Below are 26,536 nucleotides of genomic sequence, written 5' to 3'. Positions count from 1 at the left end.
GGAAGTGAGGCGGCCCGCCACCCTCGCGGTTGGCGGGCCGTCGTGCGTTTGAACGGCGCCGGAGCTCAGCTCCGGATGAAGCCCCGCTTGAGGCGCTCCAGCTCCTCGCCGAGCTTCTTCATCTCGTCCGTCTTCTCCACATCGAGGCCGCTGTCCTTCAGGGCCGTCATGAGCTGGGAGCGGAACACCTCCACCAGTGACGCCGTGGCCGGAGAGCCCGTGGCCTGGAGCTGACCGCCCAGGCTCGTGAGCATGTCCCGCAACGCCAGCGTCACCTTGCGCACCTCCACCTCGAGCTGCTCGCGCGAGAGCCGCCCCGGCTCCTTCGCCGCCCGCGTCAGCTCCTGAAGGGACTTGAGCAGCGAATCCAGGTCCTTTGCCATGTCGGTGCGCCTCCAAGCCAACCGCGCCCCGCAGCCTAGCGTCTGGCGGAAGCCGGGCCCAGGGCCACCTCCGTCCTCGCAATCCCTCCCCCTCGACGCGAAGCTCTCCGGGTGCGAGTCCGCCACGCCGGCCTGGGCCCCGCGCCACGTGAGCCGACGTCCTCCCTCGACGCGAAGCCCGCCAGGTGCATCCACCACGCCTGCGGGGCCCGCTCCGCGTGCTCCGACTTGCAGCCGGGGTGACGTCACTGGCGCATTCTTCATCGCTCGAACAAAGCCAATCACGTTCGGGGCGGGATGGGGGTGGGGCCCGGAGGTGCAGACGTCCGGTCCAGACGCGCGTCGGAGCTGCTTTTGCTCTGATGCAGCGCGCCCATGGTGACATGGCGCGCGACACAGACCTCGGCTCTCGGTGGTGGCTCGTTTCCCTGTCCCGCCGGACGGCGCAGCAGTTGGAGGAGCGGCGGCGGCATGAGGCGGGCGGCAGTTCCCGCGGGTTGAAGGCGAGGCCGCGCACGGGCCGGCCGTCGAAGTTGCGCTCGGAGGAATGGCAGCAGGTGGCAAGGCTGGTGCGGGCAGGAGCGCGCACCAGCGGGTTTCCTACCGAGCGCTGGACGCTCACGCGAGTGGCGCACCTCATCCACCGCACGTTCGGAGTGCGCTACCACCCCAACTACCTGGCCGAGCGCCTTCACAGGCTGGGTTTGAGTCCGCAGCAGCCCCGCACGCGCGCCAAGGAGCTACTTCCGCAGGAAGGTGGGCCGTCCTCTCACCGTCGTATGGGACGGCCTCAACCAGCACCATAGTGCCGAGGCGCTCGACTTCGTCGCCCGCCATCCCGAGGACTTCCGCCTCGAGCGGCTGCCTGGCCATGCACCAGACCTCATCCCCGAGGAGGGCTGCAATGGCGTGGTGAAGGCCGAGTTGCGCAACGCCACGCCCGACTCCGTCGCCGAACTGCGCGCCCAGGCACGTGCTTCATTCGTGCGCCTGGGCTACCGCCACGCCTTCCCCGCGGACCTCGCCGTGCACGCGGGGAAGGCGTGGCTGGGCTTCGGTGTGCACTGGGACTCGCCGCGCAACCTGGGCACCTGGAAGACGCTGCACGTGAGCCTGCGCTCGAAGGACCCCGGCTTCGCCGCCGTGAAGGTGGGGATGAACGACACCACGCCCAGCGTGCAGCTCGACGTGGAGAAGTACGGCTACGTCAATGACGGCCAGTGGCGCCACCTGTCCATTCCGCTGACGGAGTTCACCGCGGCCGGGCTGAATCTTGGCGCAGTCAACGCGCCGTTCTTGCTCATCTCGGGCCAGGGGGCTCCGGCGGATAGGCTGCTGCTGGACAACCTGTACTTCACGGCGGAGTAGCGCCGGTTCCCGGAGCACATGCTCCGGGCCGCGCGCCCGTCCGGCCGGGATGGGCGCGCGAGCCGTCCCTACGGTGCCCTGCGAACGGTGATTCCGCGCCGGACGCCTCCCGAGATGGCATCGATGCGCATCTCCTGGGTGTCCTTGGGGACCAGGATGCTGGCGTGGAAGGCGCCGCTCCCATCCGAGACTCCCACCGCTGGCAGCACCTGCGTCGCCGGGACGACCTCCAGTCTCATGGGGATACCTGGCGTGGCCACACCGTTCAGCCTCGCGAGAACGACCACCTCCACCACCTCGCCCGCGGAGGGCAGTACCGACGCGTCCACGTCGACGCCGAGCTCCAAGGTGTCCCGTGGACCGAAGGTGGCGCGCTCCACCTTCGTGCTCCCGGCGAGCGTGGCCCGGACCAGCACCTCGCCTCCATCGGGCCAGGCCAGCTCCACCTCGCCCGCGACGTTGTCGCACGGCTCCTGCGGGGTCAACTTCGCCTGGGCCGACACCGTGGCTCCCTCGGGCGTACCCGCGGTGACCAGCTCCACGCTCGCCGCGATGGGCTCGCAGAGGTGGGGGATGTGCGCCTCGAGCCGAACCTTGAACCTGCCCCCCGCCTGGAGCGGCAGGGTGCCCGAGGCCTGCTTCTCCGGGAAGCTGATGGACAGTCCCGGGTCGAAATCTGTGTCCGGGCTCGCGTCGTAGCCCTCCACCGTCTCGTTCCCACCGCACCCGGCCAGCACCACCCACAGCATCAGCCACAAGCCACCGAGCGTCTTCATTGTCCCACCCCCACGGTCTTCAGCAGGGAATTGCCGGCATCCGCCAGCGTCGACACGTCCACGGCGACACCGAGCGACCATCCCAGCCTCGGCTGGTATTCGAGCCCGGGTGGTGAGGGAACCTTCGGCTCCTCGCTGTTCTCCACCGCGATGCGTGAGCCCAGCCGCACTTCCTGCGTGGCCGTCTGGACGAACCGCACGCTGGGGCCCGTGGTCAGGAATGCCCCTCGCGCGAACTCGTAGCCGATGCGCAGGCCCGCCTGAGAGAACGTCCCGCCCGAAGTGCCCACGAGCAGGCTGGGCCCGAGCGCGAGCGTCAACTTGCGGGACACCCTGAGGCCGAACAGCACGGAGACGGAGGCCAGCTTCTGCGCCTCGTATTCACCACGCAGCTCATACACCCGCTGTGGGCCGGCGCTTCCCCCCAGCGGCACGTAGCGAGGCGTGGCGAAGCCACCCTGTCCCTCGAAGGCCGCCGTTCCCGCCAGTTCCACCAGCAGCGGGAAGGGGCTGCCCCGGTCGGCATCCAGCACGACCCGGTTGCGGACCTTGGCGTTGTCCTTCGAGGGCTCACACGGCTGGGCGTCACAGACGTAGACCTCGCGCGTAGTGCCCTTGTCGAGCGGCTCCACGGCGATGGCGCGCGTTCCAATCCGGGCGATGGGGGGCGCTCCCGCGTCCACCTTGAACGTGGCGTCGGCGACGCGCGCTGGAGTGCCATCGTTCCCGATGCTGTCTCGTGGGTTGTCGAGACAGAGGAAGGTGGGCGTCTTCGGGCTGAAGTCCAGCTTGGAAAGCGGGGGTACTCCCGGAGATGGGCCCAGCAGCGAGCTGTGGGGCGCCACACGCGCCATCCACGCCAGCTCCGCGTCCGAAGCCTGGGTCCTGAGGGTCACCAGGGTGGAGATGAGCTGCGCCACGGCCTCGGCGGGTCCCTTTGGTTCGGAAACGACCCGGTGGGCTCCCACGCCCAGCTCGACACCCGTGGTCACATTGTGAAGCAACACCGCGAGCGACCCCTCGTTGCCAGAGGGCATGGCCTGCTTGGAATCACCGATGCCGTACGCCGTCTCGACGATGTGCGCGCGGTCCGCCACGGGAAGCTCGACCTGGGCCACCAGGCGCGAGGCGCTGTCCGAGTGGAGCCAGTTCAGCAGGGCAACCTGCGCACAGTGCGCTTCTCGAGCCGCCGCTTCGGGCTCCTCGCCGGCCTTCAAGGCTCCAGCGGCCGCCACCAGGGCATCACGTAGCTCCTTGCGCCGCTCCTGGAGCTTCTTGTCCCGCAGCGCGAGCTCATAGCTCTCGAGCATCCTGGACAGGGCGCCCAGCTTCTCGTCCAGGGAGCCCTTCTCCTCGCAGATGTGCTTGAGCAGCGCAGGCGCGGTCTCAGGCAGGCTTGAGCGAGGACAGGAGGACTTGAGCTGATCGACCACGCTCTGGGCGCTGGCGACCGCCTTCACCGCATCGACCAGCCCCGTGGGTGGGACCGGAACGTCCCCGAGCCGCTTCACCGCCTTCGAAACCCCGCCCACGTCCGCCAGCTTCCGGAGCATGGCCCGCTCGCGCTCGATGAGCTCGGTCGTGAGGAGGGCCTTCTCCCGCTCCGCGCGAATGGCCTTGAGCCGGGCCTGCTCCACCTTGCCACGAGGCACGTCGAACAGGCGCACCACCAGGATGTCCGAGTCTGTCCCGCCCTCCACGTCGGGAAGCCGGTACCCCAGCCCGCTCACCACGGGCCCACAGGCGATGGAGCGACGCACGCCCTTGGGCGTGACGCGCTCGACCCGCACCCAGCCCTCCCGCGGAGGCGACTCCTCGTCATCCTTGCCCAGGTCGAACCGCATCGTGGGCCCCGCCGCCGTCTCCTTCTGGAGCGTCACCACGCCCGTCCTCTCGATGACGAAGCTCGCGTCACCGCTCGCCACCAATTCCAGCGAACGCAGGTCCGACTCACAGAGCAACTCCTCGTCATTGATGGCGCCCACCGACTCGGACGCCGCAGGAGGCGTGGGTGCCGCGACAACCGGTGCTGGCTGCACGGGCGCGGCGGTGGCCGCGGGTGGGACTGGCGGCTCCGCGCCCACGGGCATCCCCGCGAGCAGCAGTCCCATGGCGGAGAGTCCCGCCAGACCCCAGCACTTGAATGGACAGCGTTGATGCTCTCGTCTCTGGACAGACATCGCGAGCCTCCACGACGGCATGTGAATGAAGCGGTCACCGACCCCGCCGCGCGCGGGCTTCCCCCCCGGATGGCCCGCGCGCGGCGGTTTCCCCCTCGGCCGCCGGCGAGGTCGCCCACTTCTTCAGCACGCCTCGTGCCAGGGTCTCCTCGCCATTGACGCGGCACGCCCTGTCCAATCGGCTTGAATCCCAGGCGGCGGAGCTGACCAGCGCCGTGGACAGTCATTGAAGGAGCCGCCTCGAAGAGGGGATGGCCCGCGAAATGCTTGTCTTGTTGGCATGCACCTCGCGCGGGTCCATCCGATTGTCCCTCTCCTGGAGGGCTCTAGAGTCTCGGGCATGACCGAGCCGGAGAACCGCGTCGCCCGCGAGCGAGACCTGTACCTCCACGTACTCCGCATCCTGGATGCCACGGACCCCAGCGGCCCCATGCGCGACGTGCTCACGACCCTGGTGGAGCTGACCCGGGCCGAGCGGGCCTATCTCGAGCTGTATGGGGATGTGACGGCGCGAGAGCGCCGGTGGTCGCTGTCGCATGGGTGCTCCACGAGCGAGGAGGAGCAGATCCGCGCGGTGACCTCCCGCGGCATCGTCGCGGCGGCGATTGCGTCGGGAGAGACGCTGCACACGCCCTTCGCGCTGCTCGACTCGCGCTTCTCCACGGCCCGCAGCGTCAAAGAGCAGCGGATCGAGGCGGTGCTGTGCGTGCCGCTGAGCGGAAGCAGTCCGGGCGTCCTCTACCTCGAGGGCCAACGGGGAGCAGGCCCATTCCTCGCCGAGGACATCCAATTGGCGGAGACGGTTGCGCGCTACATCGCCACGGCGGTGCAGCGCGCGGGCTCGGGAAACTGGCGAGACGCCGAGGATCCGACGCGGCCCTTCCGGGAGAAGCTCCGCCTGGAGGGCATCGCGGGCCGGAGCCAAGCCCTGGCCCGTGTCTTCGAAAAGGTGGCCCTGGCGGCGCCGCTGAGCGTCACCGTTCTCATCACCGGTGCCTCCGGCACGGGGAAGACGCAGCTCGCGCAGGCCATCCACGACAACAGCAAGCGGCGCGGCGGCCCCTTCGTGGAAATCAACTGCGCGGCCATCCCCGAGGGGCTCATCGAGAGCGAGCTGTTCGGCGCGCTCCCCGGTGCGTTCCCCGGCGCGCGGCGCACGGTGGGAAAAGTGGAGGCGGCGGAAGGGGGCACGCTGTTCCTGGACGAAATCGCGGAGATTCCGCTGGCGGCCCAGGGAAAGCTACTGCAGCTCCTCCAGTCGAAGCAGTACTACGCGCTGGCGAGCCCGAGGCTGGCGAAGGCGAACGTGCGGGTCATCGCGGCCACCAACGCGGACCTGGAGCAGCTGGTGGCGGAGCGGAGGTTCCGCGAGGATCTCTTCTACCGGCTGAACGTCTTCACGCTGCGCATGCCGAGCTTGTCCGAGCGGCGGGAGGACGTGGGGAGCCTGGTGGACCAGCTCCTGGAGCGGCTGTCCGAAGAGCACGAGCTGCCGGTGCTGCGGGCCTCGCCGGGGTTCCACGCGGCCTGCGAGGCGGCAGACTGGCCCGGGAATGTGCGGCAGCTCCGGCATCGGCTGGAAGCGGCGCTCATCCGCGCGTGCGCGGAAGGGGCCACGTACCTGGAGCCGCACCACCTGGAAGACGGGCCTCGCGAGCAGCAGGAGAGCGCCATGTCGTTCCATGAGGCGACGCGGCTGTTCCAGAAGGACCTGCTGCGGCGCGAACTGGTGACGGCGGGGGGGAATATGAGCGAGGTGGCCCGCCGGCTCGACCTCACCCGCGCGCATGTCTACAACCTCACCAAGGCCTTCAGGCTGACGCGGAAGTGATGCGCCAGCCTTTCATGCAGTCCACCACGCAGTACCCACGAGGCACTCATGGCAGAGACCGGCTCCAGCACCGACTACTACCTGGCGAATGTCGTGACCAAGAAGACTCCAGACGAGCTGAACGTCTGGTGGCTCAGGGAGTTGCTGCCCATCTATCACGCGTTCAAGGTCAAGTTCGAGGGCAGGCGCACGTCGCTGGCCGAGAAGGATGACATCTTGTCGTTCCGCCTCGCGCGTGACGAAAACCTCGGGGTCTTCCACGTGGACCTGAAGGATCAGCCCGACCTCGTCTGGTCCGATCTGCCTTCGACCGTCCAGTTCGCCACGAGCGACGCGCCCTACGGCTACCTCCTGCTGTCGGACAAGTGGGTGGATGCCCAGAGCGCCACCCTGAATGTGGACCTCCAGAAATACATCGAGGGGGGAGGAAAGTGGCCGATTGGCGCGGGCGCCGAGGGACTGAGGAAGCTCATCATGGAGCGCGTCAGCGACAAGGCCCTGCAGCAGCTCCTCCTCGGGTTGCTTGAGAACCTCCTCAAGTAGGCTCACGGGGGCATGAAATCATGGGCATCCATCTCACTGTCATTTCCTATCCCCATACCCGCCATCCCATGTTCGAGGCGGTCGCCCGGGCGGCGAACAATCAACTGACCGCGCACAAGTTCGTGAGATGCCAGAAGGGCAGCGAGCTTCGGATGGCCATCAAGAACAGCGCCGTCCTCGGGGACGACTTGCGTCCGCGGGTGACGCTCCTCGACCTTGTGGGCCACGGTCGCGCGGGCTACTTCGAGCTGGGTGACGACGTGTTGGTTGACGGCACGAGGATTTCCGCGGCCGTCGAGGAGCTCGACCATGTGCTCCCACGTCAGGCCACGATTCGATTCTTGGGCTGCATGACGGGGACCGAGAGCACCGGACTGCAGATGCACAAAACCCTGGTGAAGGTCCTGAAGAGGGAGGTGCTGGTAGCAACCGCCGCGCTCCAGCCCCACCATTTCGGTGAGACCGGGTTCAAGGAGGACTTCCGGCATCTTCTGTCCTCCGGCGCCAGAGAGGAGGCCGTGAGAGCATTCCTTCCCCGGCCGGAGCCAGGCGCGCAGGAAGCGGCCGCTCCCTGGAGCAAGGTCCTGCCAGAGGGATATGAGGTCGTCGGGCGCGGGCACACTGCGGCGACAGTCGACTTCAGCATCCACCATGGGGGGTCGACGTTCACGTTCGCCGGAAATCGACAGCTCGTGTTGGTCGAGGACACACCCGGCCAGTCGCCGCTCCTGTTTCAGTGGAACAGGTCCGAGGCAGTCCCGGAGCCCATGGTGCTGCTGAATCGGCTGACTCACCGCGTGCAAGCCGGGGACTGACCTCAGGGAGCAACAGTCCCGGTGCGCTCCACGCAGCGCAGCCCGATGCCGAACTCGAAGCGCCGGGGTGGAAGGTGGTTGGTCCAGGTGACCTCGTGGTGCCCCTGCTCCACGGGGGCATCCCACCTTCCGCCCAGGAGGATGCGCAGGTTCTGGAAGTCTCCCTGCATGGCCGTCGTCTCGGTCCACTCCGCCACGTTGCCCGCCATGTCGAGCAGGCCGTACGGACTCTGGTCCTCGGGGAACGAGCCCACCGGCGCGACTCCTGGATAGGGGTCGCGCCCCATGAGGTTCGCCGGCGGGTTCTTCCGCTCCCCCTGCCACACCGTGTTCCGCTTCGGCGCCGGATTGGCGCGCCGCCCCTCCGCGTCGAGCGTCAGTCCTCCCCGGAACCCCTTGCGCCACTCGTCCGCCGTCGGCAGCGACTTCCCCAGGTAGCGACAGAAGGCCTCCGCGGAGAACGCATCCAGCCCTGTCGCCGGACTCGCCAGCTCGAGCGAGCGCGAGAAGATGGGGTGCTGCGGAGGCAGCTCCCGCACGTACGGCGTCCGGGCCAGCACCCGCTCCTCGAAGAGACGGAACTGGCCGTTGGAGACCTCCGTCCGGTCCATGGCGAAGCCCGCGACCTCGACGAGGCGCTCGGGCTCGCGCATGTCCTCGTCCTCCGGCCGCCAGTACGGCCCCGCGGGAATGGGCACCAGTTCCACGCGCGACGCCGCGCACGTCGGAATGGGAAGCCGAATCTCCTGAGGCGAGGCGCGCTGCCGCTCCCGATGGCCCGGGAGCCGCTCCAGCCGGATGACGGAGGGCGCGCAGCCGTCCCGTGTCACCACCAGCCACGCCGGCCGGGAGGGCGCCTCGACGCGCTCGCGCAAGCTGCCGTCCGGCTCACGGCGAAGCTGGCTCCGGCGAAGGTCCGGCGCTCCGTACGGCGCCGCCGCCTCGGGCCTCGTCGTGGACTGGACGGGCGCCAGCGTCCAGCCCAGCGACATGGGCCCGGTGGCCTTCGTCCAGCGCTGCGCCGCCGGGTCGAAGTCATGGGGCTCGAGGACGAGGTCGAACTCGCCGATGTCCGCCGAGGCCAGGCGGATGACGTCCTGCTGGCGGACGGCCTCGAGCTGCTTCTCACGGAAGGCCAGGGCCGCGAGCACCGCGGCGACGGCGACCATCCCCAGCAGACCGATGAAGCCCCCCAGCAGCGTCCGGCGGCGGAGGGACAGGGCTCGCGCGCGCCGCTGCCCCGCCTCCAGGAACGCCCGCGAGCGTGTGGGCAGCAGGACGTTCCACGCCTCCACCCGGCGGAGCGCCTGGCGCAGTGCCTCGTCCGTCCACGTCTCCCCGTCCGGGCGCCCCCGCTGCTCCCATAGCCGAGAGGCCTCCTCCAGTTGCTGCACCAGCACCCGCTCCTCGCGCGTCTCCTCCAGCCACCGCGCCAGGGCGGGCCAGGTGGCCGCGAGCGACTCGTGGGTCAGGTCCACGAGCGGCTCGTCCGTCTGCGGATCCCGCGTCGTCGCCACCAGCCGGTTGGCCTGGAGCTTCTCCAGCACGTCCGGCGCCGAGGGGCCCAGGCCCTCCAGCAGCTCGCCCTGGGAGCGGGGCCGCCGCGTGCCCCCGGCGGTGACCAGGCGCAGCAGCAACGAGCGGGTGACTCGCACCTCCTCGGCGGGAAGCTGCTGGAGAAAGTGCTGTGCGTGAGAGGCCAGGGCGCCGCCCACGCCTCCCAGGCTGTCATAGACGGAGGTGAGCAGCCGGCGCGACTCCACGTCCCGCCGCTCCCACAGCGCCATGCACACGAACTGCAGCAGCGGCAGCCCCGCCGGCTGGGCCTGGACATCTTCCACCAGCCGCGGCACCAGCGAGGGCGAGTCGACCGAGTAGCCCACCCGCCGCAGCGGTCCCGTAATCGCTTCTTGCAGGGCCGTGGGCGTCAGCCTCGCCAGCGTGAAGGCCGCGCCCAGGAACGGCCGCAGCGGCTCCAGCCGGGAGAGCTGCCCCAGGTAGTCGTCCCGCAGCACCAGGGCGATGCGCCAGGGGTCGTCTGGCGACGCGGCCGCCATCAGGCAGGCAGCGAGCCGGGCCGCCTCCTCCGGCGAGGCGAGCGTGAAGACCTCCTCGAACGCATCCAGCGCCAGGAGCACGCGGCCGCCCGTCTCCTCGCAACGCCGCCGCAGCAGGCGCACCACCTCGCCAGGACGATGCGCGAGCGACTCCGCGACGGTGCTGGCGGGTGGCGCACCCTCCAGTCCCGCCACCAGCATGGCGGCGAGGCGGGTCAGCGGCTTCGGGCCGGGACGCGCGTGAAGCACCGTCCAGCGCTCCATCTGCCGGAGCCTCGCGAACACCCCCGCGTGCAGGAAGGAGCTCTTGCCGATGCCGGAGGGGCCAATCAGCGGCACCAGCGGCTCATGGCGCAGGCGCTCGGCGAAGCCATCGAGCTCCGGCTCGCGGCCGAAGTAGTCCTCCGCATCCGCCTCGGTGAAGGGGCGCAGCCCGCGGAAGGGAGCTCGCTCCCCCACGCGCTGCGGCTCGGGACTGAGGGCCTCCGACAGCGCCTGCGCGACGGCTCGCGCGGTGGGGCGGGCCTCGGGGTGCAGCGCGAGACACGCCTCCAGCACCGGGCCCCCCGGCAGCCCCCGCAGCCGGGGTGACAAGGCGAGGGGTCCGGGCGCGAACGCGAAGGTCGCGAGCTGCGCATCATCGAGCGGCCGCCGCCCCTCCAGCAGCTCGCAGGCGATGACGCCCAGCGACCAGACGTCCATGGCCGGGGACGGCGGAGCCCCGCGCCACCGCTCGGGTGCCATGTACGCCGGCGTGCCGGACGCGGCGCCCTGCTCGCCCTCCGCGTGGCGTGCCAGCCCGAAGTCAACCACCCGCACCCGCCCGTCCAGGGGGATGAGGATGTTCTCCGGCTTGAGGTCCGCGTGGATGATGCCGTGCCGGTGCGCCTCGGCGATGGCCTCGGCGATGGCGCGGCAGATGCGCAAGGACTCGTTGAGCCCGGGCTGCTCGCGGGTGAGCCGCTCCCGGAGCGACTCGCCATCCACGTACTCCAGCGCCAGATACGGGCGGCCCTGGTACCGGCCCACCGCGTGCACGGTGACGATGTTGGGATGGCTGAAGCGCGCGGTGGTGCGCGCCTCGTCGATGAGGCGCTCCGCGCCGTCCGCGCCCAGGAGCTCCACCTTGAGGAACTTCAGCGCCACCCGGCGGCCCAGTTCCAGGTCCTGTGCGAGAAAGACCTCCCCCATCGCCCCTTCCGCGAGGAGGCGCACGATGCGGAAGCCATCCACCTGGCGGCCCGCCTCGATGACACCCTGGCCCGTGGAGGAGTGCGAAGCAGCCGGTTTCCCCGACATCGGGCCGCGAGTGTCCGCCAACGCTCTCCGCACGTGCAACTGCACACCGGGGCAGTGAGGCCGCGACCCCCCTGGCACTCCACGCTGTCCACCCGACTGGACGGTGAAGGGGCGTGAATTCGTCCCGGGTGGACGGGCGGCCGAGCCAAGGGTGCGGAGCGACAACGCCGGGGCGGAACCTCACGGGCGGCACGCTTCACGCACTCATCCCCGGTGAACGGCCCGCCCTCACACGCCAGGAGCTGGAGATGTGCCCACGAACTCCGAGATGGATGTCTCTCGGGTCGGCGACCCTGCTGGTTGCCCTCACTCTCTCCCCCGTGGCGCGGGGCCAGACGACCTCCATGCCAGACGGCGGAACCGTCGTGCAGCCCCAGCGCTGGAGCGAACAAGGCTTCGAGTTCACGCACGCGCTCAAGCCTCTCGTGAGGCAGGTACAGCACAACCGCCAGCAAGCGGTCGCGCGATTCCAGACGACGGCCCCTGGTGGCTCGTCGCTGGCCGCGGCGGGCCACCTGAAGGGACCTCTCCGCATCCAGGGCACCCGCAGAATCCTGGTCCTCCCCCTGCTGTTCAAGAATTCGGGCCCGGCTCCCTTCGCCCCGGAGCGGCTCCAGCAAGAGCTCTTCGGGAGCTGGCCGAGCGGCACGCTGACGGACTACTTCCGCGAGGTCTCCTATGGCGCTTTCACGCTCACCGGGCAGGTGGCGCAGTGGAGGACGGTCTCTCGCGAGGACACCTGGTACGAGGGCGAGGACTTCGAGGAAGAGGGCGAGCTGAAGACGTGCAACGGCCTGTGCGCGGGGGGCAGGTCCCATGAACTGCTGAAGGAAGCGCTCGCGCTGTATCCGGAAATCGACTGGCGCCAGTACGACAATGACGGGCCAGACGGAGTGCCGGACTCCGGAGACGACAACGGCATTGCCGACTTCGTCGCCTTCATGCATCCGGAGATGGGCGGCGAGTGCTACGGCCTGACCCCCAATCTCTGGTCCCACCGCGGCAGCCTCCGCAAGTCGCCGGGTGGAATGGCCTTCGAGACGTCAACGCCCCGGCGTGGCGGCAAGGGGAACATCCTCGTCGACGACTACGTAGTGGTGCCGGGGCTGGCCTGCGACGGAAACACGATGGTCCAGATCGGCGTGTTCGCGCATGAGGTGGGCCACGCGCTGGGCCTCCCGGACCTGTATGACACGGACGACAGCAAGAATGGCCAGGCGGGCCTGGGCACGTGGTGCCTCATGGCCGCGGGGAGCTGGGGCGCTGACAGGAGCTCCCCGCATCGCCCGGTGCACCTGTCACCCTGGGCCAAGGACTACCTCGGCTGGCTGGACCTCGAATGGCTCTCCCGTCCCGAGCAGACCGTCACGCTTCCCGCCATCGAGCATCACCGCAAAGCCTACGCCGTCGCCGTGCCCGGTAACGAGTCGGAGCACTACATCCTCGTCAACTCGCTGCAGGCCGGCTTCGATAGCGACCTGCCTGCATCGGGACTGCAGGTCTGGCACGTGCGCCAGCAGCCCCTTCGCGAGGGATTGGAGCTCAACCGGGTGAACATCCGCCCCGACGCCAAGGGCATCGACCTGGTGGAAGCGGACGGCTACGAAGGGCTCGATGCGCTGGGCGCCACGGCGAGCGAGGGCGACCTCTTCCCCGGCAGCGCCAACGCACGTCGCTTCGACAGCACGACGCGTCCGGCGGCCAGGGGCACGCTGGGCATCTGCGACATCTCCAACGCCGGTCCCACCATGACACTGCGAGTGGTCCGTGGCTCCGGCTGTGCTCCCGCCGGGCAGGACGAATCGGCGAGCAGGACTCCCTCGGCCCCCTGACGCCCGGCGTTCCGCGCACTCGGCCATCCCCTTACCCCCAACAGGAGCACCCGTCCCATGAAGCTTGGAGCCCTTGGTCTGTCCTGGATGCTGGTCCTGGCGATGCGTCCGTCCCATGCCGCGGACAAGGCCGCTCCCCCCGTTCCCCCGGGCAGGTCCGCCGTCATTCCGGCCCGCGCGGAGGCCCCGTCCCGCCGTGCACCGGCGCCGGAGGCGCCATCGCTCGAGGACAGCACCATGGTGGCCTTCAAGGCGTCGCGCGTGCCACCTCCGCCGAGCAATGCCCGCGGAGTCGTGAGGGCCACGGATGCACGTGCCGAGCGGGTGCGCGACATCCAGGCAATCGTTGGCGGCGTCGAAGCCACGCCCGGAAGGTGGCCCTTCGCCATCGCCATCGCCTACCGGAACCAGCAGGGCACCCTGACGCAGTACTGCGGCGGCTCGCTGATTTCCCCGACGACCGTGCTGACCGCCGCGCACTGCCAGGCATCCACCGGGCACTACGCCATCATTGGCAGGCATGACCTGTCCACGCGCAAGGGCCGGGCACTTCGCATCGTCGCGGTGACCTCGCACGTGGGCTTCGACGAGCAGAGCTTCCAGAACGACATCTCCCTCCTCCGGCTTGCGGCCCCCGTGACGGAGTTCACGCCCGTGCAGCTCGCCACACCGGACATGATGCTCCAGGAGGGACAGGCCGTCACCGCCATCGGCTGGGGCCGCACACGCGAGGGTGGCTCCAGCTCACTGGTGCTCCGCGAAGTGACGCTGCCCGTGGCCCGGCACGACGAGTGCGTCACCCAGTACGAGACGAAGTACCCCATCACCCCCGACATGCTCTGCGCGAGCGCACCCGGCACCAAGGACACGTGTCAGGGCGACAGCGGCGGGCCGCTCCTGATGACCACGTCTGACGGCAAGGTGGTCCAGGTGGGCATCACCAGCTTTGGCATCGGCTGCGCCCGCCCGGCCTTCCACGGCGTGTATACCCGGGTCTCCTCGTTCCGAAAGTGGATTGATGACCCGCTGTCCCCATGAGCGCCCTCAGCGCAGGCCAGGACGCGGCGGACGAGCTGCTGAGCGACCTGCGCTTCACGGCGGACTGACTCAAGGCGCGGGGGAGCATCAGTCTCCTCCGCGCCCTGCTCAGTCGTTCTCACCGCGACCGAACCAGCGCAGTGCTGCATCCCTCGCCGAGCGCGGTGCCGCGGCACTCAGGTCCGCCAGCGTCTGCGCGGCCAACTCCTTCCTCCAGGCCAGCTCGGCCTTGTGCATGGCCGCCGCGATGGCACACGGCCGCAGGAACTCCCGCGAGGCGGGATTCGCCTCGGCACAGCGCTGGCGAATCTCCGTGCAGCGGAACGCCTCCTCCGGCCCCTCAATCGCGGTGACGAGGTCCAGGAGCGTGATGCGCTCGGGAGCGCGAGCGAGCCGAAACCCGCCCCGGGCCCCCGGAGTCGACGTCAGGATGCCCGCACGCCCCAGCGCCTGGAGGCACTTGTTCAAATAGGCCGGCGGCAACTGGAACCGCTCCGCGAGCCGTGCCGCGGGGACCGGCTCCTCATCCCCGAGCCACGCGAGCGTCACGCAACAGTGCAGCCCCCACTCGACGCCTTCGCTCATTCGCATCGTCCGTACACCCCTTCTCCGCCACCGCATCCTGGATGATATTTATCCAGATTCGGTTGACAAGTAGCGGGGCCCCTCCGCACATTCCACCCGCAATCTGGATATTCTGAATCCAGATTTGACACGGGAGAGTCATGCGACAGACCGATGGAAAGACGTCCTCGCTGGTGCTGAACAACCCCAAGGGGCTCTATGACCCGGCCCCCTACGGCTATTCCCACGTTGCCCAGGTCGCGCCCGGCAGCCGGCTCATCTACATCGCCGGACAGGGCGGCGAGAGCGAAACCGGGGCGTTCCAGCCGGACTTCCAGGCGCAGGTCCGGCAGGCGCTGCAAAACCTCTGCACGGCGCTGGCGTCCGCCGGAGCGGGCGTGGGCGATGTCGCCAAGCTCACCGTCCTCATCGTGGACCACTCCGAGGAGAAGCTGAAGGTGCTCGGCGCCGAGATGGCGCAGGTCTGGGGTCATCGGATGACGCCGACCTGCACGTTGATTCCCGTGCCACGCCTGGCGCTCGACGCGATGCTGTTCGAGATTGAAGCCGTCGCCGTCGCCCCCGCCTGAGCCCGTGCTTCACGCGGCGGACCGCGCCGCCCGTGGGGTTCAGCGGGCAGCCGGCTCGCCGAAGCGCACACCGGCTCGCGTGAGGATGGGGTCGTCCGCGAGCTGCCACAGCGCCACCGCGAGGTTCTGCTCGCGGTTGCCCCCGAAGTGCAGGCCGAGCACGGTGTTCGTCTCCAGGTCCACCACCGGTGAGCCCGAGCTGCCGCCGAGCGTCGAGCAGTCATGCGCGAGCTCCTTGTGGGCCGGGTCGATGGAGAGCAACTCGCCCGGCTGGAGCCGCTTCACACCGAAGACATTCTCGAAGTAGCGCAGCAGCACCTCCGGCGGCGTGCTCGTGTGGTCCTTCATGGGGTAGCCCACGGTGTAGACGGCACGGGAGTCCGCCGTCTCCGGCGCCTTCGCCGCGAGCCGCAGCGGAGGACGGGGTGCCTGCCCGCTGGCATGGCCCACGCGCAGCAGCGCGAGGTCATGCACGGGGTGGATGGCGAGGATGTCCTGGATGGAGAGGACGGCCTGCACGTCCCGCTCGTGCTCGCCCAGCCAGTCGATTCGGGGCACCACGCCGAGCTTCAGACTCCAGCCGCCGCTCTTCTCCCGGCCGAACACCGTGGCCACATGGCGGTTGGTCATCACCACGTCCTCGGCGACGAGGAACCCCGTGCCGAGCATTCCCACTCCGGCGAGCTCGATGCGGCCCGTCGAATCGATGGCCGCCTCGATGCCTTCACGGTGATTCTCCAGCACCTCCCAGCCCACGGGCGGCGTACCGAAGCTCCCGTTGCGGACGCGCAGCGCGGGACGCCCGAAGAAGGCGACCACTGCTTCGAGCGCGGTCTGCTCGGTGGGCTCGACGGGAGCGTCCTCGCCCTGCTCCTCCAGCCGCTCCAGGACCCGGGCCCCCGTCTCCAGCAGGGCGCGCAGCTCCTGGCGCAGGGAGGCACGGTCGGCCTTGCCCACGAGGGCCGTGGGAATGCGCCACGTCGGAGGGAAGTGCGCTTCCACCAGCGCATCCACGCCCGTGCGGTTCAACGCCTCGCGCACCCGGGGCACGTCGCGGAGCGTCCTCGCGGCCCTGCGCATCAGCTCGCGTGTTCTTTCGTCTGCCAGCATGAAGATTCCTTCGCCGCGCTCAAGGAGCCTGGACGGCCGCGGGCTTCAGCTCCCTGTCCGTGGAACTGTCACAGGACTCCCGGAGCCGAGAGTACTCGGACCGGTACATCATCAAGGCGCAGGCCCGTTCCAGCAGGTCCTCCCTCCGCAGGGAGAAGAGCCGGGCCTCGGTCCCATCGGACGTCAGGATGTAGTCCCCCGCCGGGTTCGCCCGCAGCTCTCCCCATGTCAGGGCGCCATGGAGCGTCGCGAGACGCCGACCGTCGCGAGCCGACCAGAGCTGCACCCGGGAAAGGTTCTGTCCCGTCAGCCCGAAGAAGCTCCCGGCGTGCCAGAGACGGAAGTCCGAGCCCTCTGGAAGGTCGATGGCCGCGAGCTGCTTCCAGTTCTGTGTATCGACGAGCCGGATGGACTTGTTGACGACCACGATGAGACGAGAGCCGTCCGGAGTGAAGGTGAAGGTTCGCACGCCTGCCCCGACCTCGATTCCCAGGGGAACCATCAGGGTGCGCTCCCCCGTCGCGGCGTCGAGCGCCATCAACTCTCCACCCGGCTCGGGAAGGAAGACCAGCAGGCGCGAGTCCGGGGAGAAGACGGCGTCAGGCGGAGGGCCTGGCCGAATGGGACCTGGCAGAAACTGAAGCTTCTCTCCGGTCGCGCTGTCCCAGAGCGCGGAGCCGCTGCCTCCCTCGTAGCGGGTCACGAAGCGTGTCCCATCGGGAGAGAAGCGCACGAGGTCGCCATCGGAGAGCGGCGGCAGCGGCTTCAGGAAGGCACAGTCGCGGGTAGACCCCAGGAGGGAAGAGCCGCCGCCCTGCTGGAGGACGAATCGTTCCGCCTTCCAGGAGACCTCAAGGCGCTCCGGCACTCCGGTCAGACCCTGGGATTCGCAGAGCACCTCTCCCGTCGCGGCCCGCTGGGCGCTGACGACGCGCGAGGCGCCCGCCTTCCCAGGCCCGACCAGGAGCAGCCACTCGCCATCCTCGGAGAATGCCGCATCCACGAGCGGGCCGAGCTCACGGACCATGCGCCCGTCCCTGGAAGACCAGAGGGTCGCGCCCTGTCCCGGGCTCATCGCCAACAACTGGAGCCCATCCGGGGAGAACTCCAGCTTCGTCCACGGCCGCGCCTTTCCGGCCTCGGAGGTGAGCATCGCCGGCGCATCGGGCGCGAAGCGCGAGTCGGGCGCGTTCGCGAGGTCCCACAGCCAGAGCCTGCCTCCGCAGGCCACGGCCAGCCGCCCCCCCTGGGAGAAGGCGGCGGTCCACTCGCCATCCGATACGCGGGTGCAGCTTCCCAGGGGCCTGGCGCTGGACGTCTTCGTGTCGAAGAGGAGCAGGTTCCGAGTCCCATCGACCGACGGAGGCCCGCGCGTGACGAGCCACCGCAGGTCCGGGGAAGGAATACTCATTCCACCCTCCCGATAGCTTGAGAGGTCGATGTCGAGCGCGCGGCGCTCGAAGCCCGTGTCGCCGACGGCGAGGAGGTGCTCCTTCGTCGGTGACACCAGCGCGGCGTTGCCCCGGTCTGGAGGAAGGCCGGACAGGAGCAGTGGCGGAGGCAGGCGTCCCCGCGCCGCGAGGAATGGGCTGTCCGCCGTCTGGGCCTCCTGGAGGGCCGGAACCAGCTTCTGCTCACGCCTTCCATCGAGCAGGAAGCGCGTCTCCGCAGTGAAGCCCCGCCAGCTTCCGGTTCGGGCAGGAGTCTCCGCGCGCTGGCCACGCCGGGCGGCGGTCTCCTTGCAGAGGCGGTGCTCCTGCGCCGACGTGGCATTCCGGTCGAAGCCGACGACGCCGCACCCGTCCTCGGTGAAGAAGGGCGTGAAGATGTGCCCACCCAGGTCCCCCTGGAGGAGCCGGTGCTGCTTGCCGGAACGGACGTTCCATACCAGGAGCCGGTCGCTGACCCGGCTGTCGCCCAGGACCGCCAGCTCGCTGGAGGACGAGAAGCCCAGGGTGGGGCCACTCCCGCCGACCTCAAAGGGCTTGCAGGTCCCCGTCGCCGTGTCGAACAGACATGTGCGCTCCTGGCCGGCCACCAGCGCGTATCTGCCGTCCGGGGAGAGCACGGCCTGCTCACAAGGCTCCAGGTGCTTCATGCGGGGCCCCACGGGCTGGGAGGTCTCCGTGTCCCAGAGCTGTGCTGTCCCATCCAGGCTGGCCGTCAGGACGCGGTCTCCCGAGGCCGAAAAGGACACGGCGGTGACTTCCGCGGTGTGGACGCGAGGGAAGAGCAAGGTGAACGTCTCGCGGGTCCACAGCACGAGGCCCCCATCCGCGCCTCCCAGCCAGAGCGTGCCGTCCCTGGGTGAGAAGCCGAAGGCATGCGTCACGCGGGCCTGGGTCTGGGTCATCAGCAGGTCCAGCTCGTTGCAGTCACCGGAGCAGAGCTCGCGCGAGCCCAGTTCCCGCAGCGGGGCTCCGTTCGCGACGTCCCACACCCGCGTCACGAGCCGCCGGGAGCCCGTGGGAATGCCGCGCGTGACGGCGTACCGCCCATCGGGCGAGAAGGCCGCGACGAGCACCGACTCCGCTTCGGGCTGCCCGTCGAGCACCAGGGCCGGGGACGATGCGCGGTCGCGCTCCACCGAGAGCGGCACCGCGTAAAGGAAGGCGGAGAGCGCCTGGGCGAGGGCTCCCCGCGCCTCGTCCGCCGCCGGGTCGGCTGTCGTGAGGCGGGCGCCGGCCAGCGCGATGGCCTTCGTCAGCGCCTCCACCTCCTGGCCGGGTCCCCCCACGAGCCGCACCACCTCGTTGGCGGCGGCGAGGCGGGCCCGCCGCAGCTCCTCGAGCTTGCGTGCTTCATCCCCGGGACTGCCCGCATCCCCACTCACATCCGGCGGGTGTTCGCGCCACCACTCACCGAAGGAAATGGCCACGGTGACGAGCACGGTCAGCACCGCGAGTCCCAGCGCGAGCAGGAGTGCGCGGGTCTTGACCGTCAGGTCGTGCACCCGCCGCGTGCGGGTCTGCTCCGCCTGCTGACGCTCCTGCTCCGCTTCCGCGCCACGCAGGATGAAGCGCTCGGCCAGCCAGCTCACCTCGCCCGGGTGCGCGGCCAGCATGTCCCGCGCCCTGGCCAGCTCCGTGCCCCGGAGCAACCGCTCATCCGCCTCCGCGACGCCGGAGACCCGTAACGCCTCCTGCCAGCGCTCCGCGTCCGCCTGGACGTCCGTGTACCAGCGCCGGAAGGCCCGGTCCCTGCTCCGCAGGTCCGCGAAGTGCTTCCAGTGGGTGAGCAGCGCATCGTGGATCAACTCCACCGTGTCCTGCTGCCACTGCCCGTCCCTCGCCGTCACCAGCAGGCGCCCGTTGACGAGCACCTGCAGCACCGCGTCCACCTCCGCGTGCCCGCCCATCCGCTCGCGCAGGGTGTCAATGGGAACGCGGCGCCCCTTGTCCTCCAGCAGGTCGTCCGCGACGCCAAACTGGATGAGCTCCAGCAGCAGCCGGTCCGCGAGCTTCCGCTCGGAGGGCCCGAGCGTCTCGTAGACGCCGTCCGCCCACCGGGCGAGCATGCCCAGCAGCCCCGTGCTGGCGTTGAACGCCTCCAGCGTCACCGCGCCGTCCCGCGACGCCTGCCAGAGCTGCGTCATCGTGACTTCCAGCAGCGGCAGCACCGTCGCGCGGGCGCCCACGCCCGTCTCCACCGGGAACTCCTGCTGCGCCGCCCGGGAGATGGTCTCCACCATCTCCGGCGGCTCGAAGCGCAACCCCACCTCCTTCGCGGGCCCGGCGATGATGTCCCTCAGCTCCGCGGGCGTGAGGACCGCGGGCACCTGCACGCGGTGCTCGCCCAGCAGTGAACGCAGCGCCGGCGCGCGCTGGGACAGCAGCGCATCGAAGCCCTCGCGCAGGGCGACCACGCAGGTCACCGGCAGCGCCTCGTCCTTCAAGCCGGCGAGCTGCTGGAGGAAGCGCTGACGATGCTCCTCCTCCGCGCCACCGCCTCGCAGCAGCAGGTCCTCCAGCTGGTCGATGACCAGCACCAGGCGCTGGTCCGGCTCCGGGTGCTCCGAGCGCCAGCGGCGGAGCCGGCTCACCAGGTCCTGCCCGCCCTCCAGGCTCATGGGCAGCCCGGCCTTGTCCAGCGCGGTAAAGGGCTCCAACCCGGGGCGGAAGACCCTCACGTCCCAGCGGGCGCTGCCTGGAATGAACGTTCCTTCCTTCAGCGCGGGCACCAGCCCGGCGTACAGCAGCGACGACTTGCCACAGCCCGACGGACCCGACACCTCGACGAACCGGGGCAGCTTCTTCACCAGCGGCAGGAGCTGCTCTTCCAGCACGCGCGTCCGCCCCTTCCAGAAGCGGGCGTCGGACTCGCGGAACGACGCGAGGTCCCGGTAGGGACAGTCCTCCGAGGTGCGCAGCACCGGGCACTGCTCGACCAACAGCTCCGTGGGTGAGGCATACGCTTCGCGCAGCGCATCCTCTCCCCTTCCGCTGATGACGAAGCGCACCACGCCCACCACGCGCCGCGTCTGCTCGTCGAACAACGGCCCGCCGCTGAAGCCCTCGCGGATGTTGGAGTCGAGCAGCAACAGCTTGCGGAACGTCCCCTCTCCCGTCGCGTAGCCGATGGACCCGTGGGCCCAGGTGCCCGTGTCCTCGCTCCCCATCGGGAAGCCGAAGGTGGTGAAGCGGTGGTCCGCGCTCCGGGCCGCCTCGCCCAGCGGCAGCGTCCGGAACGCGCCTCTCAAGGGACGGTTCAGCTCCAGTACGGCGAAGTCCGCCACGTGCTCCGGGCTGGAGAACTCGGGCCGAAGCTTCGCGGTGACCTTCTCATGGCTCTGGAGCACCTCCAGGGCGATGGAGGCACGCTCGGTCTCCGAGAGGCTGCCGAGGACGTGGGAGCACGTCACCACCAGCGTGTCCGTGACGAGGAAGCCCGTGCCGAGGACCTGCTGCCGGTCCCGGCTCAGGACGCGCACGATGCCGTCGCGGAGGTCGCTTCCCTTCATCACTCGCCGAGGACGTTAACACGCGCGGGACACAAGGCGGCCCACGTCGTGACAGAACCGACACAAGCGTGGGAAGGGACAGTCAGGAGCCTGTGGTAATCCGGGGACTTTCCACCCTGGAGAGCCATCATGATGCTTCGCAATCTGGCGCTCGCCTGTCTGCTCGCCTTCGGGGCGACGGCGTGCAACCCCACCCTGGATACCGAGCCGGCGGAGGAGCTCGGCACCACCACCGGCGCCGCGGCGGTCACCCGCCTCTACTCGGCCATCGGCGACAACGAGCTCAGCTTCGAGACGCTGGGCACCTTCGAGGAGCGCAACGGCGAGCGCGTGCTCGTCCTCCGCGCGACCTCCAACCGCTATCTGGAGAACGTGTTCAGCTTCGTCCCCGACGACATCTTCGGCGAGACGAACATCATCAGCGAGCGCCGGTTCGAGGTGGTGCTGCGCGAGGGCCACGAGCTGAACACGGTGCTGTCCGGCCTGCCCCTCTTCATCTCCGTCGACACCTTCACGGGCACGCCCAACCGGTACTACGCCCGCATCGTGGTCGCCCCGCGGTTCTTCGACTTCCGCGGGTCCAGCGCCCTCTTCATCGACGAGAAGGTAGACCCGGTCTACGTGCGCAACGGCGCCGACGTCCTCGTCTACCGGGGCAAGGTGGACGTGGCCGCCAGTGCGCTGTCCGTCACCGCGCCCGATGGCGTGCCGGTGGTCTCCCCCGTGGACGCGGACACCTTCCGCCTGGACTGGCAGTACCCGGCCGTGTACCAGGCCGTCGACCCGCACACCGTGCCGCTCACCTTCAGCGCCACGCTCGCGGACGGCACGACGGCGCAGAAGACGGCGCGGCTGGTGGCGCGCGTGACGGAGCTCGCGGTCACCGACGGCGACCCGTACGAGGTGTGGCCGTCCGACGTGTGCCCGCTCGCGGTCTACAACTGCATCCACTCGCAGCCCGCGGGCACGACGGACTTCGGGGTGTGCGGCGCCTATCGCGAGGTCTCGCGCTGCATGTACGCGACCACCTGTGACCTGATTCCGCCGCAGCCCCTGTCGCTCACGCAGCTCGATGCCTCGTCGCTGGAGCCCGCGCGGGTGGCGTGGAACGCCGGCTCCGGCGCCTACTCCTGGTCCGTCATCAACACCATCAATGCCTACAGCACCCCGCAGTGCCCCGCCGCGCCGGTGACGCTCCAGGCGCTGTGGCAGCAGTTCAGCGACATGGGCCTTTACCTGCCGGACTTCGAGTGGGGACAGGTCACCGACCGCGGCGGCCTGACCTTTGGTGGCGACACGCGGGGCGCCGCGCTGATGTCCGCGCTCGATGACTTCGCTGGCACCGGCCCCATCCAGGCGTGGATGGGCTCGAATGAGATTCCCTGCCACAACTGCCACGCCTTCGAGGACTTCACCCTGCTGTACTACCCGAACACCCGCAAGGTGCTCCTGCTGGTGGGTGAGTCCGGCTACGACTCCTGAGTCGACGTAGCACCGGGGGCCCATGGCGCTGACCTTGGGCTCCCTCGCCGCCGCTCAGCGCTTCAATGCGCGCTGGATGGCGAGTTCCACGGGGGATGCGGCGCCGTCCTCGCGCTGGAGGTGGAAGGGCCGGGAGGGGAACAGCGGCGGCTGGGCCATGAAGCGGGGCCGCGTTCCCCGGTGTGGCTGGGCGGCGTGCACGATGAAGGGGTGGCAGAGGTAGACGGTGCCGGCCTCTCCCGTGGCGAGTGCGAGCGGGCACGCTTCCGTGACGTGCAGCTTCCCGGCGAGCTCCATGAAGGACAGGCCGGCCTCGCCCTCCGGCTCCAGCAACCGGGCCACCTCCCGGTGCGAGCCGACGCGGATGCGCGTAGGGGCGTCGTCCTCGCTCACGTCGGAGAAGAGGAAGAGCATCAGCAGGGCTCGCCCTCGCGACGTCACGTTCACCCGCCAGGAGAAGAAGGAGGACGGGTCCTCTCCCGGGAAGCTGGCGTCGACGTGCCAGCCGTCGTCGCCTGGGGATTCGGAGCTCGGGAAGCGGACCGGGAACGAGCCGAGGCTGGCTCGGGGCAGCCAGCGCCCGGGGCCCACCAATTGGTCGAAGGCGGCATGGAGCCGGGGTGTGTTCGCCGCGCGCCGGAAGGGCTCCTGCGCGTATTCGCCCAGACGGACGACGGGCCGGGTCCACGTCGCCGGGTCGTCCGGCGAACAGCCCGTGTCGCGCCAGAGAAGCTCGCGGACCTCATCCGCCAGCTCGCGCGGGAAGGCACAGTCGAGGCGAACGAAGCCGTCCTCGATGAACTGCTCGACCTGTGAATCCGAGAGTCCCATGCGGTTCCTACTTCCGCCGCTTCTTCACCACGCGGGAGGGCTTCTTCGCTGGCTTCTCCTTGACCACCTCCTCCGGAGGCAGTGACTCCAGCCAGCTCCGCACCGCCTCGGCGCGCGGGGCCCGGCCCGCCGCGGTGAAGCGCTCCGTCGCCTTCGCCGCCTCCACCCGCGCCTCCGCGGACTGGCCCTCTTTGTACAGCGCCTGCGCCAGCGCGAAGCCCGACTCGCCCAGCGAGTCCTCCTCCGCATCGGCGAAACTCACCGCCTGGCGTAGCGGCTCCAGCGCCTCGCGCGTCTTCCCCAACCCCAGCAGCGCCTGGCCCACGCCGTCATACGAGTACTGGAGCTCCTCCGCCCCCGGCGCCAACCGCCGCTGCTTCACCGCCAGCGCCTCCTCGTAGACCTTCAGCGCTTCCTCGTAGCGCCCGAGCCCGAGCAGGCTCATTCCCTCCTCGTCGAGCGCCTCCGCCACCTTCACGTGCCCGTCGCCGAGCAGCTCCCGCTGGATGGCCACCGACGCCCGCGCGTGCTCCAGCGCCTTCGTGAAGTCCTTCTGCTCGCGCAGCGCCATGGACAGCGCCTGGTGACGCCGCGCCACGTCCAGGTGCTTCCGCCCCAGCGCCGCCTCCGTCTGCGCCAGCGCCTCCTCCAGCACCTTCGCCGCGCCGGCGTACGCTCCCATCTCCAGCAGCGTCCGCCCCAGCGTGAAGGTCACCCGCGCCCGCTTCGGGTGCCCCGGCTCCAGCGTCTTCGCCAGCAGCCCCGACGCCTGCTCCAGCAGCCCGCGCGCGTCCTCGGCCCGGCCCTCCATCAGCGCGACGTTCGCCCCGTTCACCAGCAGGTCCGACTCCAGCACCGCGTCACCGCCGAGCCGCTTCAGCGTCGCATGCCCCAGCCGCGCCCACCGCGAGGCGTGCTCGAAGCGCTCGCGCTCGCCCTCCACGTAGAGCAACTTGTTGAGGACGGACACCTCCAGCCGGTCCGCGCGCCCCGCCTCCGCGTCGAAGACGGCCTGCTCCAGCAGCGCCGCCCCCTGCTCCTTCTGCCCCTGCGACGCCTGCAACCAGCCCAGGTGGAAGCGCGCCTCCGCCACCAGCGGCAGGTAGCCCGTGGCCACCACCTTCGGCTCCAGCGCGCGCGCCTTCTCCAGCGCCTGCGGCAGGCGGCTCGTGTCCAGCAGCGCCTTCACCTCCGCCAGCCCGCCCTCCAGCGCCTCCAGCTCCGCGCGCTTCGCCGGGTCCGCCGGGCGCGGCTGCTGGCCGGTGAGTGCCTCCAGATCCGCGCAGTCCAGCGGCGACGGCAGCGCGTACGCCGCGTCCAGCGCCTTCTCCACCCCCGGCCGCTCCACGCCCGCCAGCGCGTCCACCAGCGCCCGCAGGTCCTTCCGCCGCCGCTCCAGGCACACCACCCGATGGGACAGCAGCTCCTCCGTCTGCACCTCGTGCACCCGCGTCGCCTCGCACGCCTCCGTGTGCTGCCGCGCCCACGTGCTCGCGTACGCGTCCAGCACTCCGCCCACCCGCGCCGCCATGTCCGCCGCCACCGGACTCCCCGTGGCCGCGAAGGCCGCCGTCACCCGCTGCCTCGCCGCCGGACCCCAGCTCTCCGCCACGAGCCCCTCCGCCCCCGCGCACACGCGGGACTGCCACGCCACCACCCCACCCACCGCCGCCACCAGCGCCGCCGCGGCCACCGCGCCTCCGCCCAGCCTGCGCCGCCTCGCCAGGTGCTGCTCCTGCGACAGCGCCTCCAGCAGCTCCGCCATGGAGGAGAAGCGGCCGTCCGGCTCCAGCGACAGGCCCCGCATCACCGCGCGCCGCACCCACGCGGGCACCTTCGAGTCGCGCGGGGGCTCCTGGATGGGCGACGGCACCTGGAGAGGCCGCTCCAGCGTCGAGGTCCGCTCCGGGTCCTCCGCCGAGGGGCGCAGCGACTTCGCCGCCTTCGACAGCTCGTCCGGGTCGAAGGGGCGCGTCCCGTAGAGCGCCCGGTACAGCGCGGAGCAGAAGCTGAACTGGTCCGAGCGCGCGTCCACCACCTCGCCCCGGAACTGCTCGGGCGACATGAAGGGCGGCGTGCCCATCACCGCGCCGGCCCGGGTCAACGGCTCGTACAGCCGCTGCGAGGAGCCCTCCGACGAAGGCACCAGCGCCCGCGCGAGCCCGGCGTCCGGCTCGAGGCTCCCCACCGGCCGGGCCAGCCCGAAGTCGGTGACGAAGACGCGCCCGTCGCGGCCCACCAGCACGTTGGTGGGCTTGAAGTCGCGGTGCACCAGCCCCGCCGCGTGCGCCGCTTCCAGCCCGCGCCCCGCCGCCAGGTACGTCTGCAGCACCTCCCGCCACGAGCGCGGCTTCTCCCTCAGCCAGTCGCGCAGCGTGCCGCCCTCCACCATCTCCATGGTGACGAAGACCTGCCCGTCCCACGTCCCCACCTCGAAGACGGGGATGACGTTGGGATGGGAGATGCGGGCCATGGCCTGCGCCTCGCGCAACAGCCGCGTCCTCCCCGCCTCCAGGTCCGCGTCCGGCTCCGCCACGCGCAGCAGCTTGAGCGCCACCTTGCGGTCCAGGTCCGGGTCATAGGCCGCGTACACCACGCCCATGCCGCCCTGGCCCAGCAGCTTCAGCGGGATGAACCGGCCCACCCGCGCACCGAGCGTGCCGCGCGGCGAGGCCGCTCCGTCGCGCCCGGTGTGGTACCGCGACGTCCCGGGCGCACTGGGCGGCGGCCCGTCCTCGCCCGCGGAGCCCGTCAGCTTCGTCGGCGGCTCCGCTCCGGTTCCCCCGGCGGAGCCCGCATCATCTCTGTCGACCATGCGGGCAGTGTATCGGTGAAGTTCCGGTGCGCCCGCATTCGACTGCATCCGGGTTTCCCCGT

General features: G+C 70.3%; 18 protein-coding genes. 9 read left to right on the top strand and 9 right to left on the bottom strand.

Features of this window, described 5'->3' with window-relative positions; all coding sequences use genetic code 11:
* Positions 1–65: 65 nt before the first annotated feature.
* The gene (locus tag K8638_RS06910) at positions 66–383 is read right to left on the bottom strand and encodes a hypothetical protein (RefSeq protein ID WP_223753623.1); all 318 of its coding nucleotides are present in this window, start codon (positions 381–383) and stop codon (positions 66–68) included.
* A 362-nt stretch (positions 384–745) separates the two neighbouring features.
* Between K8638_RS06910 and K8638_RS45125 the strand changes: the two genes are divergently transcribed.
* Positions 746–1,189: a winged helix-turn-helix domain-containing protein gene (locus tag K8638_RS45125; protein WP_370643928.1), complete on the top strand. Its 444-nt coding sequence runs from the start codon at positions 746–748 to the stop codon at positions 1,187–1,189.
* A complete protein-coding gene (locus K8638_RS06900) occupies positions 1,140–1,751 on the top strand; it encodes a transposase (RefSeq protein WP_223753621.1) in 612 nt (203 codons plus the stop codon). Before K8638_RS45125 ends, K8638_RS06900 begins: the two co-directional genes overlap by 50 nt.
* Positions 1,752–1,819: 68 nt before the next feature.
* Here the strand turns inward: K8638_RS06900 and K8638_RS06895 are convergent, their stop codons facing one another.
* On the bottom strand, positions 1,820–2,527 hold the full coding sequence (locus K8638_RS06895; protein ID WP_223753620.1) for a hypothetical protein: 708 nt from the start codon (positions 2,525–2,527) through the stop codon (positions 1,820–1,822).
* On the bottom strand, positions 2,524–4,638 hold the full coding sequence (locus tag K8638_RS06890) for a hypothetical protein (RefSeq protein WP_223753619.1): 2,115 nt from the start codon (positions 4,636–4,638) through the stop codon (positions 2,524–2,526). Before K8638_RS06890 ends, K8638_RS06895 begins: the two co-directional genes overlap by 4 nt.
* A 409-nt stretch (positions 4,639–5,047) precedes the next feature.
* On the opposite strand from K8638_RS06890, the gene K8638_RS06885 reads away from it, so the two are divergent.
* From K8638_RS06885 to K8638_RS06875, 3 genes are read left to right on the top strand one after another with little or no spacing between them, the layout of a single operon-like run.
* Positions 5,048–6,538 carry a sigma-54-dependent Fis family transcriptional regulator gene (locus tag K8638_RS06885; RefSeq protein ID WP_223753618.1) on the top strand — a complete coding sequence of 497 codons (1,491 nt, stop codon included), beginning with the start codon at positions 5,048–5,050 and terminating at the stop codon, positions 6,536–6,538.
* Between the two features lie 48 nt (positions 6,539–6,586).
* On the top strand, positions 6,587–7,081 hold the full coding sequence (locus K8638_RS06880; RefSeq protein WP_223753617.1) for a hypothetical protein: 495 nt from the start codon (positions 6,587–6,589) through the stop codon (positions 7,079–7,081).
* Between the two features lie 20 nt (positions 7,082–7,101).
* Positions 7,102–7,896: a hypothetical protein gene (locus tag K8638_RS06875; RefSeq protein WP_223753616.1), complete on the top strand. Its 795-nt coding sequence runs from the start codon at positions 7,102–7,104 to the stop codon at positions 7,894–7,896.
* 2 nt (positions 7,897–7,898) lie between these two features.
* Here the strand turns inward: K8638_RS06875 and K8638_RS06870 are convergent, their stop codons facing one another.
* Complete coding sequence (locus tag K8638_RS06870; RefSeq protein WP_223753615.1) at positions 7,899–11,252, bottom strand: bifunctional serine/threonine-protein kinase/formylglycine-generating enzyme family protein; 3,354 nt, start codon at positions 11,250–11,252, stop codon at positions 7,899–7,901.
* Between the two features lie 344 nt (positions 11,253–11,596).
* Between K8638_RS06870 and K8638_RS06865 the strand changes: the two genes are divergently transcribed.
* Together K8638_RS06865 and K8638_RS06860 are read left to right on the top strand one after the other, a co-directional pair.
* Positions 11,597–13,084, top strand: a complete 1,488-nt coding sequence (locus K8638_RS06865) for a M6 family metalloprotease domain-containing protein (RefSeq protein ID WP_223753614.1) — start codon at positions 11,597–11,599, stop codon at positions 13,082–13,084.
* Between the two features lie 57 nt (positions 13,085–13,141).
* Entirely contained in the window at positions 13,142–14,122 is a 981-nt protein-coding gene (locus K8638_RS06860; RefSeq protein ID WP_223753613.1) for a serine protease, read from the top strand.
* Between the two features lie 108 nt (positions 14,123–14,230).
* On the opposite strand, the gene K8638_RS06855 is transcribed toward K8638_RS06860, so the two are convergent.
* Positions 14,231–14,707 carry an Rrf2 family transcriptional regulator gene (locus K8638_RS06855; RefSeq protein WP_223753612.1) on the bottom strand — a complete coding sequence of 159 codons (477 nt, stop codon included), beginning with the start codon at positions 14,705–14,707 and terminating at the stop codon, positions 14,231–14,233.
* Positions 14,708–14,847: 140 nt separating this feature from the next.
* Between K8638_RS06855 and K8638_RS06850 the strand changes: the two genes are divergently transcribed.
* Positions 14,848–15,276, top strand: coding sequence for a RidA family protein (locus K8638_RS06850; RefSeq protein WP_223753611.1), 429 nt, complete (start codon positions 14,848–14,850; stop codon positions 15,274–15,276).
* 39 nt (positions 15,277–15,315) lie between these two features.
* Here the strand turns inward: K8638_RS06850 and K8638_RS06845 are convergent, their stop codons facing one another.
* Together K8638_RS06845 and K8638_RS06840 are read right to left on the bottom strand one after the other, a co-directional pair.
* Entirely contained in the window at positions 15,316–16,386 is a 1,071-nt protein-coding gene (locus K8638_RS06845; RefSeq protein WP_223753610.1) for a serine protease, read from the bottom strand.
* 19 nt (positions 16,387–16,405) lie between these two features.
* Complete coding sequence (locus tag K8638_RS06840; RefSeq protein ID WP_223753609.1) at positions 16,406–21,346, bottom strand: trypsin-like peptidase domain-containing protein; 4,941 nt, start codon at positions 21,344–21,346, stop codon at positions 16,406–16,408.
* A gap of 129 nt (positions 21,347–21,475) precedes the next feature.
* On the opposite strand from K8638_RS06840, the gene K8638_RS06835 reads away from it, so the two are divergent.
* On the top strand, positions 21,476–22,828 hold the full coding sequence (locus K8638_RS06835; protein WP_223753608.1) for a hypothetical protein: 1,353 nt from the start codon (positions 21,476–21,478) through the stop codon (positions 22,826–22,828).
* Between the two features lie 54 nt (positions 22,829–22,882).
* On the opposite strand, the gene K8638_RS06830 is transcribed toward K8638_RS06835, so the two are convergent.
* On the bottom strand, positions 22,883–23,659 hold the full coding sequence (locus K8638_RS06830) for a phytanoyl-CoA dioxygenase family protein (protein ID WP_223753607.1): 777 nt from the start codon (positions 23,657–23,659) through the stop codon (positions 22,883–22,885).
* A 7-nt stretch (positions 23,660–23,666) separates the two neighbouring features.
* On the bottom strand, positions 23,667–26,474 hold the full coding sequence (locus K8638_RS06825; protein ID WP_223753606.1) for a serine/threonine-protein kinase: 2,808 nt from the start codon (positions 26,472–26,474) through the stop codon (positions 23,667–23,669).
* Positions 26,475–26,536: the final 62 nt, after the last annotated feature.

Origin of the sequence: Myxococcus sp. RHSTA-1-4 (assembly GCF_020037125.1) — a bacterium.
In the GTDB taxonomy this organism is placed as follows: Bacteria; Myxococcota; Myxococcia; order Myxococcales; family Myxococcaceae; genus Myxococcus.
This window is presented reverse-complemented; position numbering and strand designations above follow the sequence as displayed.

What these genes read in the sequence shown, in the direction of transcription:
- K8638_RS06910 (WP_223753623.1), bottom strand. Translation starts at nt 383, where the DNA reads ATGGCAAAGGACCTGGATTCGCTGCTCAAGTCCCTTCAGGAGCTGACG.
- K8638_RS45125 (WP_370643928.1), top strand. Translation starts at nt 746, where the DNA reads ATGCAGCGCGCCCATGGTGACATGGCGCGCGACACAGACCTCGGCTCT.
- K8638_RS06895 (WP_223753620.1), bottom strand. Translation starts at nt 2,527, where the DNA reads ATGAAGACGCTCGGTGGCTTGTGGCTGATGCTGTGGGTGGTGCTGGCC.
- K8638_RS06890 (WP_223753619.1), bottom strand. Translation starts at nt 4,638, where the DNA reads ATGGGACTGCTGCTCGCGGGGATGCCCGTGGGCGCGGAGCCGCCAGTC.
- K8638_RS06885 (WP_223753618.1), top strand. Translation starts at nt 5,048, where the DNA reads ATGACCGAGCCGGAGAACCGCGTCGCCCGCGAGCGAGACCTGTACCTC.
- K8638_RS06880 (WP_223753617.1), top strand. Translation starts at nt 6,587, where the DNA reads ATGGCAGAGACCGGCTCCAGCACCGACTACTACCTGGCGAATGTCGTG.
- K8638_RS06875 (WP_223753616.1), top strand. Translation starts at nt 7,102, where the DNA reads ATGGGCATCCATCTCACTGTCATTTCCTATCCCCATACCCGCCATCCC.
- K8638_RS06870 (WP_223753615.1), bottom strand. Translation starts at nt 11,252, where the DNA reads ATGTCGGGGAAACCGGCTGCTTCGCACTCCTCCACGGGCCAGGGTGTC.
- K8638_RS06865 (WP_223753614.1), top strand. Translation starts at nt 11,597, where the DNA reads ATGCCAGACGGCGGAACCGTCGTGCAGCCCCAGCGCTGGAGCGAACAA.
- K8638_RS06860 (WP_223753613.1), top strand. Translation starts at nt 13,142, where the DNA reads ATGAAGCTTGGAGCCCTTGGTCTGTCCTGGATGCTGGTCCTGGCGATG.
- K8638_RS06855 (WP_223753612.1), bottom strand. Translation starts at nt 14,707, where the DNA reads ATGAGCGAAGGCGTCGAGTGGGGGCTGCACTGTTGCGTGACGCTCGCG.
- K8638_RS06850 (WP_223753611.1), top strand. Translation starts at nt 14,848, where the DNA reads ATGCGACAGACCGATGGAAAGACGTCCTCGCTGGTGCTGAACAACCCC.
- K8638_RS06845 (WP_223753610.1), bottom strand. Translation starts at nt 16,386, where the DNA reads ATGCTGGCAGACGAAAGAACACGCGAGCTGATGCGCAGGGCCGCGAGG.
- K8638_RS06840 (WP_223753609.1), bottom strand. Translation starts at nt 21,346, where the DNA reads ATGAAGGGAAGCGACCTCCGCGACGGCATCGTGCGCGTCCTGAGCCGG.
- K8638_RS06835 (WP_223753608.1), top strand. Translation starts at nt 21,476, where the DNA reads ATGATGCTTCGCAATCTGGCGCTCGCCTGTCTGCTCGCCTTCGGGGCG.
- K8638_RS06830 (WP_223753607.1), bottom strand. Translation starts at nt 23,659, where the DNA reads ATGGGACTCTCGGATTCACAGGTCGAGCAGTTCATCGAGGACGGCTTC.
- K8638_RS06825 (WP_223753606.1), bottom strand. Translation starts at nt 26,474, where the DNA reads ATGGTCGACAGAGATGATGCGGGCTCCGCCGGGGGAACCGGAGCGGAG.